Origin of the sequence: Bacteroides sp. CAG:633 (assembly GCF_000435115.1) — a bacterium.
Taxonomy (GTDB): domain Bacteria; phylum Bacteroidota; class Bacteroidia; order Bacteroidales; family Bacteroidaceae; genus Bacteroides; species Bacteroides ndongoniae.
This window is the reverse complement of record NZ_FR883148.1, coordinates 9,288-16,507: the sequence shown is the minus strand read 5'-3', so window position 1 is coordinate 16,507 and position 7,220 is coordinate 9,288. Positions and strand designations below refer to the sequence as shown.

Annotated in this window: 7 protein-coding genes; 3 read left to right on the top strand and 4 right to left on the bottom strand. The window is 48.6% G+C overall.

Going from position 1 to position 7,220, the window contains the following annotated elements; all coding sequences use genetic code 11:
- The coding region (locus tag QVP67_RS14220; protein WP_288180258.1) for a DPP IV N-terminal domain-containing protein at positions 1–639 on the bottom strand (639 nt) is incomplete at its 3' end.
- Between the two features lie 292 nt (positions 640–931).
- Between QVP67_RS14220 and QVP67_RS14215 the strand changes: the two genes are divergently transcribed.
- The 3 genes from QVP67_RS14215 (at position 932) to nagB (ending at position 4,077) form a co-directional block, all read left to right on the top strand.
- The gene (locus QVP67_RS14215; protein ID WP_288180257.1) at positions 932–1,852 is read left to right on the top strand and encodes a TIGR01212 family radical SAM protein; all 921 of its coding nucleotides are present in this window, start codon (positions 932–934) and stop codon (positions 1,850–1,852) included.
- A gap of 59 nt (positions 1,853–1,911) precedes the next feature.
- Positions 1,912–3,111: an FprA family A-type flavoprotein gene (locus QVP67_RS14210; protein ID WP_022164217.1), complete on the top strand. Its 1,200-nt coding sequence runs from the start codon at positions 1,912–1,914 to the stop codon at positions 3,109–3,111.
- Positions 3,112–3,264: 153 nt separating this feature from the next.
- The gene (gene nagB, locus QVP67_RS14205) at positions 3,265–4,077 is read left to right on the top strand and encodes a glucosamine-6-phosphate deaminase (RefSeq protein ID WP_022164216.1); all 813 of its coding nucleotides are present in this window, start codon (positions 3,265–3,267) and stop codon (positions 4,075–4,077) included.
- Between the two features lie 115 nt (positions 4,078–4,192).
- On the opposite strand, the gene QVP67_RS14200 is transcribed toward nagB, so the two are convergent.
- The 3 genes from QVP67_RS14200 to QVP67_RS14190 form a co-directional block, all read right to left on the bottom strand.
- Positions 4,193–4,807, bottom strand: a complete 615-nt coding sequence (locus tag QVP67_RS14200) for an L-threonylcarbamoyladenylate synthase (protein WP_022164215.1) — start codon at positions 4,805–4,807, stop codon at positions 4,193–4,195.
- 177 nt (positions 4,808–4,984) lie between these two features.
- Positions 4,985–6,745 carry an ATP-dependent DNA helicase gene (locus tag QVP67_RS14195; RefSeq protein ID WP_022164214.1) on the bottom strand — a complete coding sequence of 587 codons (1,761 nt, stop codon included), beginning with the start codon at positions 6,743–6,745 and terminating at the stop codon, positions 4,985–4,987.
- Between the two features lie 75 nt (positions 6,746–6,820).
- On the bottom strand, positions 6,821–7,220 hold a 400-nt coding region (locus tag QVP67_RS14190; protein WP_288180256.1), incomplete at its 5' end, for an HAD hydrolase family protein.

Here is a 7,220-nt window from a genome sequence, read left to right as displayed (position 1 = left end):
ACTGAACTCCAATGCACAGTTGAAGGCAAACTCCTCTTCATAAACCCAGTCGGGGATACCGTTCAGTATTTCGTTGCGTTTGCCGTCCTTTGTCACCTGGCTTTCGCTGTTGCCGAAGTAACGTTTCACGAGGAAGATGTTGTTGTCGCGCACAAAGGCTACCATACTTCCGTCCGGCGAGAATACGGGTACCTGTTGCGGTCCTCCGTCCGAAAGGCGTTCTACAATGTTGTTGATTTTACCGTCGATGTTGCGTTTCAGACTGTACAGATAGTGTACGGCTGTGTACGAACGGCGATATATGGGAGTCGTTTCTGTAGCAATGAGCAGCATGCTTCCGTCTGGCGAGAAGCTGTAACTGTCGAATGTCTTGAACGGACACTCACGTGCAGTTGTTGCGTCAAACAGTACTTCTACCTGTTTGCCGGTTTTAAAGGAGTATTTGATGATTTGTGTCCGATCAGCATTCATCTGCGAATAGTGTTCGCCATCACCCGGGATGGGGATAACGCCATAAATATTTTCGGCGCGATATTGTCCGGACACGATATCTTTTAGTTCGATATTTGTTTGGCCGTTTTGGGCAAAGCCTGTCAGCGTGAGCAGGCAGAGAAGAAATACGATGCTTATTTGTCTCATGATAGTTTTTCCTTTAGGGTTGACAAGGGCAAAGGTACACATTCTTGGCCGAAAAGCAAGCCGCAAAGCTCCTTTTTGGCAAAGATGCTCTTTTGAAGTGTTTTCTCCTGTTGAATATTTATGGGATGGAATACGTAAATTCTATTAATGATGATATTTTTTTCTTTTAATTTGAGTCTATATCAAAATTTGTGGAATAACTACAAACGAATAACAACACCGCATGCTGAAGGTTGCCTGTTTGCAGGGTATTTCTTACATTTGTCCGCAGATAATGAATAATACAGAGAATATGTCAGTCCTTTATAATGATTTTCCCACGTTTCTGAAGCGTTATTTTCCCTATAAGGTACAGAAAATTTCGCTGAATGCCGGCTTCACTTGTCCCAACCGTGACGGAACGGTTGGCTATGGCGGTTGCACTTACTGCAACAACCAGACGTTCAATCCTGAGTATTGCCGGACAGAGAAAAGTGTTACCCGGCAATTGGAAGAAGGGAAAGTGTTTTTTGCGCATAAATATCCCGAAATGAAATACCTGGCTTATTTTCAGGCATATACCAATACGTATGGCGAACTGGACTCACTGAAGCGTAAGTACGAGGAAGCCTTGTCGGTGGATGATGTAGTAGGGCTGGTGATCGGTACCCGTCCCGACTGCATGCCCGATTCTCTGTTGCATTATCTGGAAGAATTGAACCGTCAGGTGTTCCTGATTGTTGAATATGGCATCGAGTCGACGTCCGATGTCACTCTGCGTCGCATCAACCGCGGACATACGTTCGAAGTGACCCGTAATGCGGTGGAGCGTACGGCTGCCTGTGGCATTCTGACCGGAGGACACGTCATCCTCGGTTTGCCGGGCGAGACGCATGCCGACATTGTAGCCCAGGCGGCTGCCGTGTCATCTTTGCCTCTCACTACGCTGAAGATGCATCAGTTGCAGTTGATACGCGGTACCCGTATGGCAGCCGAATACGAACACGCGCCTGAAGACTTTCATCTGTTTGATGTAGACGAGTATGTGGAGCTGGTTGTCGATTATGTAGAACATTTGCGTCCCGACCTGGTACTGGAGCGTTTTGTTTCACAGTCGCCCAGGGAACTGCTGGTAGCCCCCGATTGGGGGCTGAAGAACTACGAGTTCAACCACCGCCTGCAAAAAAGAATGCGTCAGCTGGGGGCTTATCAGGGAAAGAAATATGATATATGAGAAAATTTTTGTATTTTTGTGGCATTTTGAAGGTAGAATTCATCTAATTACATAATGTTATGAATCAGAAAACATTGATTAAAGGAAAAGTTCATTACGTAGGAGTGAACGACCGCAACAAACATCTTTTCGAAGGTATGTGGCCGCTGCCTTACGGCGTTTCTTATAACTCTTATCTGATAGACGACGATATCGTGGCACTGGTCGATACGGTAGATGCCTGTTTCTTCGAGACTTATCTGCGCAAGATCCGTTGTATCATAGGCGACCGTCCTATTCAATACCTCATCATCAATCACATGGAGCCTGACCATTCCGGTTCGATCCGCCTGATCAAGCAACATTATCCCGACATTGTGATTGTGGGCAACAAGCAGACGTTCGGCATGATTGAAGGCTATTACGGCGTGACGGGCGACCGCTACGAGGTGAAAGATGAGTCATACCTCGACCTGGGACATCACAAATTGCGTTTCTATCTGACACCAATGGTGCACTGGCCCGAAACGATGATGACGTTCGACGAGACCGACGGTATTCTGTTTGCCGGCGATGCTTTCGGCTGTTTCGGAACGCTGGATGGCGGTTTCCTGGACACACGCATCAATCTGGACCGCTATTGGGACGAGATGGTACGCTATTATTCCAACATTGTGGGCAAGTACGGCAATCCTGTGCAGAAAGCACTGGCCAAGCTTGGTCATCTGCCCATCACCACTATCTGTTCCACTCACGGACCGGTATGGACAGAAAACATTGCCCGTGTGGTAGGCGTTTACGACCGTCTCAGCCGTTACGAAGCTGAAGAAGGTGTTGTCATCGCTTATGGCAGCATGTACGGAAATACAGAACAGATGGCCGAAGCCATTGCAGCCGAACTGTCCGCACAGGGTATCAAGAACATTGTGATGCACAACGTCAGCAAGAGCAATCCTTCGTACATCCTGATGGATATATTCAAATACCGTGGTCTCATTGTCGGCAGTCCTACGTACAGCAACCAGATATATCCCGAAGTCGATTCGTTGCTTTCCAAAATATTGCTGCGTGAGGTGAAAGGCCGTTATTTTGGCTATTTCGGTTCGTTTACCTGGGCCGGTGCTGCCGTAAAACGTATGGCCGAATTTGCCGAGAAGAGCAAGTTGGAGATAGTAGGTGACCCTGTTGAGATGAAGCAGGCCATGAAAGACATTACTTACGAACAGTGCGAGAACCTGGCGCGTGCCATGGCCGATCGCCTGAAGAAGGACAGAAAATAATCGGTAATGGTTAATGATCAATGGTAAACGATCAATGAGAGTGGCCCTTTAATTTAGTGAACCTCTTCATCCACCATCATTCATTAACCATTAGTCATTAACCATTAACCATTAATTTTTGATATCATTACTAACCTTATAAATTAATCAGACATGAGACTAATCATTCAGCCGGATTATCAATCCGTATCGAAGTGGGCTGCTCACTATGTAGCCGCTAAAATCAAAGCTGCCAATCCCACACCGGAAAAACCTTTTGTTTTGGGTTGTCCTACAGGTTCGTCACCGCTGGGCATGTACCGGGAACTGATTGACTTGAACAAGAAAGGACTGGTTTCTTTCCAGAATGTTGTTACGTTCAACATGGACGAGTATGTAGGCCTGCCGAAAGAGCATCCCGAAAGCTATTACTCTTTTATGTGGAATAATTTCTTCAGCCACATTGACATCAAACCTGAAAATACCAATATACTGAATGGCAATGCTGCCGACCTCGACGCCGAGTGTGCCCGTTACGAAGAGAAGATCAAGTCGTACGGAGGAATCGACCTCTTTATGGGCGGTATTGGTCCCGACGGACACATTGCTTTCAACGAGCCGGGTTCGTCATTGTCATCGCGTACACGCCAGAAGACACTGACTACCGATACCATCATTGCCAACTCCCGTTTCTTCGACAATGATGTGAACAAAGTGCCCAAGACGGCTCTTACTGTAGGTGTCGGCACCGTGCTCAGTGCCCGCGAAGTAATGATTATCGTCAACGGTCACAACAAGGCCCGTGCCCTGTATCATGCCGTTGAAGGTCCTGTCATGCAAATGTGGACCATCAGTGCGCTGCAAATGCACGAAAAGGGTATCATTATCTGCGACGATGCCGCTACCGACGAACTGAAAGTTGGTACATACCGTTACTTCAAGGATATCGAAGCCGATCATCTCGATCCCGAGTCACTGCTGAAGTAAAATATTTAATGAAGAATGAAGAATGAAGAATGAAGAATTGCCTGCGGGATAAAATTCTTCATTCGGAGGCGAAGCCGACATTCTTCATTCTTCATTAAAGTCGGTTCTTCATTTTTTATCCCTCTTCCAGCCATCCCGCTCCCTGGCGGACAATCTCGGCTTCTCCCTGCGTACAATCTACTACGGTCGAACCTTCGGTTCCTCCGATACCACCGTCAATCACCAGATCGACGATATCTCCCCATTTTTCATCGATCAGTTCTGGATCGGTAGCATATTCTATGTCTTCATCCTCGTCATACGGCAGGGTAGCAGTCATGATGGGTGCATCAAGCAGACGGGCTATTTCCTGAATGATAGGATTGTTAGGCATACGGATACCCACTTCTTTCCGGTTACGGAAGATCTTGGGCAGGCGTGTCGTCCCGTTCAGGATGAAAGTGAACGGCCCCGGCAGATTACGTTTCATCAGTTTGAAAGTCGCATTATCCACCTTGGCATATTCACTGATGCTGCTCAGGTCGTAACAGATGATGGAGAGGTTGTTCTTTTTCGGATCGATGTCCTTCAGGCGGCAGATGCGTTCGATGGCACGTTCTTTCAGTCCGTGACAGCCGATGGCATACATGGTGTCGGTCGGATAGATCAGGAGTCCCCCGTCGTTCAGCAGGTCGACAACGCGCTGCAGATCGGCAGGATTGTTGTTCTTGTTATAAAGCTTCAGAAGCATAAACAGATGTTTTTTAAGTCTTTGGGCAAAGATAGCGAAAGTCGAATGCAAAAAAATAAGCTTGCTTAAATTTTTTTTGCTGAGACGCCTCCTAGCTTATCCAAAGATAGTGAAAGGTGAGCGCAATACAAAAACAAGCTTGCTTATTTTGGGGATTGCCGAACCGCATCCTATCGGTTAATTCTCCTTTTCTCCTTTATTGTTTCTCATTTCCTTATCCAGCTTCTTTATTTTCTTCCAGGCTTCCTTGAACTTGGGGCAGAGGGTAACCGCCTTTTCATAGTTACGCATGGCAGCTTCCTGCATACCATGTTTCAGGCATTCGTCCCCCATGGTGATGTATTCCCGGGCATATTTCACCAAGGCCTTTTCTTTCTCCAGGGCAGCAGCCTTCAGTGCGCGGTTTTCCTCACGCAGCGTGTTGATGATGTTCAGCTTGCGGCGGATGAGGCGTTGCGAAGCCGGACGCTCAATGTCGTAACGCGAATGGATAGCCTTGAAGAATTCGTTCAGAAAGGTATCAAAATCTCCTTTGTCGAAAGCCTTGGCCGCAGCAGCATATTGCACATCGGCCTGTGCCTGCTTCAGGGCGCGGTCAATGGCCTGGCGGTTGTTGAAACGTTCGGCAAACTGTACGATTTCGGGACGTACAAAGATGTCGGCACGGCTGATAGGTTTCTTCAGTTGGATACCTTCGAGCGAAGTGCATCGGCTCAGTGCCACATACGTCTGTCCGCCGGCAAACACCCCACCGGTAAAGTCGATGACTACACGGCTGAACGTCAGTCCCTGGCTTTTGTGTACCGTAATGGCCCATGCCAGTCTGACGGGAAACTGGCGGAAAGTGCCCAGCTCCTCTTCTTCTATCTCTTTCTTCTCCTCGTTGTAGCGATAGCGGATGTTGCGCCACACCTCCTGCTTGACGTCGCATTCCGTACCGTTGTCCGTTACGACGTACAGCGTACCTTCCAGCGGATCAAAGCCGCTCACTACACCGATTGTTCCGTTCACCCAGCGGCGGTCGTAGTCGTTTTTGATGAAGATGACCTGTGCTCCGGGCTTCAGTACCAGTTCCTTCGGAGTAGGCAGACTGCTTTCAGGAAATTCGCCTGTTATCTCTCCATAGAAGGTCATAGGTTCGCCGGGCAGTTCGGCCAGCTTGCGGTCGTTGATGTAGTCCACGTTGTCGCGGCGTGTGGCCAGGGTAATGTACATGTCGGCTTCCGACTGGACAATCGGCGTACCGTACCGGGTGTTCAGCAGTTGCAGGTCGGCAGCTCCGGCCGTGTTGCTCCGTATGTGGTCCAGCACCCCGATAAACTTCGGGTCATTCTGCCTGTATACCTTTTGCAGTTCGATGGACACCAGTTCTATCTGGCCGAATACCCGTGCCGAAAAGAAATAAGGAGTAGGGTAGAAGCGGTTCAGTATTTCCCGTTCATCCCCCTTGACGACCGGCTCCAGCTGAAAGACGTCGCCCACCAGCAACACCTGTTTACCGCCGAAGGGTTCGCGCAAGTTGTGACTGTAAACCCGCAGTATCCGGTCCACCGCATCAATGATGTCAGCCCTCACCATCGAAATCTCATCAATAATGACCAGTTCCAGCTCCTGAAGCAGTTTGCGATGAGGCTTGGTATACTTGAAAAATTCGTGGATACGGCCTTTCTGCAGACTCAGGTTCGGATCATCGGGCAACAGCGGATGAAAAGGCAGCTTGAAGAAGCTGTGCAGCGTGCTGCCTCCGGCATTGATGGCTGCTATCCCTGTAGGAGCCAACACCACATGTTTCTTGCGTACATTGTCGCAGATGTAGCGCAGAAAGGTCGATTTGCCCGTACCGGCCTTCCCCGTCAGGAAAAGCGACTGGCGGGTATACTTCACGAGGTTCAGTGCATCCTGAAACTCACGGTTGCTGGTGTCGGGAACGAAGGTCAATGCGAGATAAACGGATAATTAAAAATTAACAATTAAAAATTAATAATGAATAACGTTGAATGAGGGTAAAATTCATCATTTACCATTTTTCATTACCCATTGTTCAATCGCTTTGGCTATTCCGTCGTTGTCCACCGTATCGGTCACGTAGTCGGCAGCAGCTTTCACGTGGTCGGCAGCATTGCCCATGGCTATACCGATGCCGGCATGGCGCAGCATGGAGATGTCATTACCACCGTCGCCGAAAGCAATGGTATCTTCCAGCCGGATGCCGAAGTGGCGGATAATCTCATCAATACCTTTCTGCTTCGTATTTCCCTTTGCCGTCACATCCACAAAGGCCGGATGCCAGCGTCCCATTTCGCAGTTAGGCGTATACGGACTGACTTCCCGTTCCTGGCTTTCCACCAGAAAAGGAGTCAACTGGTAAATCTCTTTTCCCTCTACAGCATCAGGCAGTTGGCGTGTAGGGATG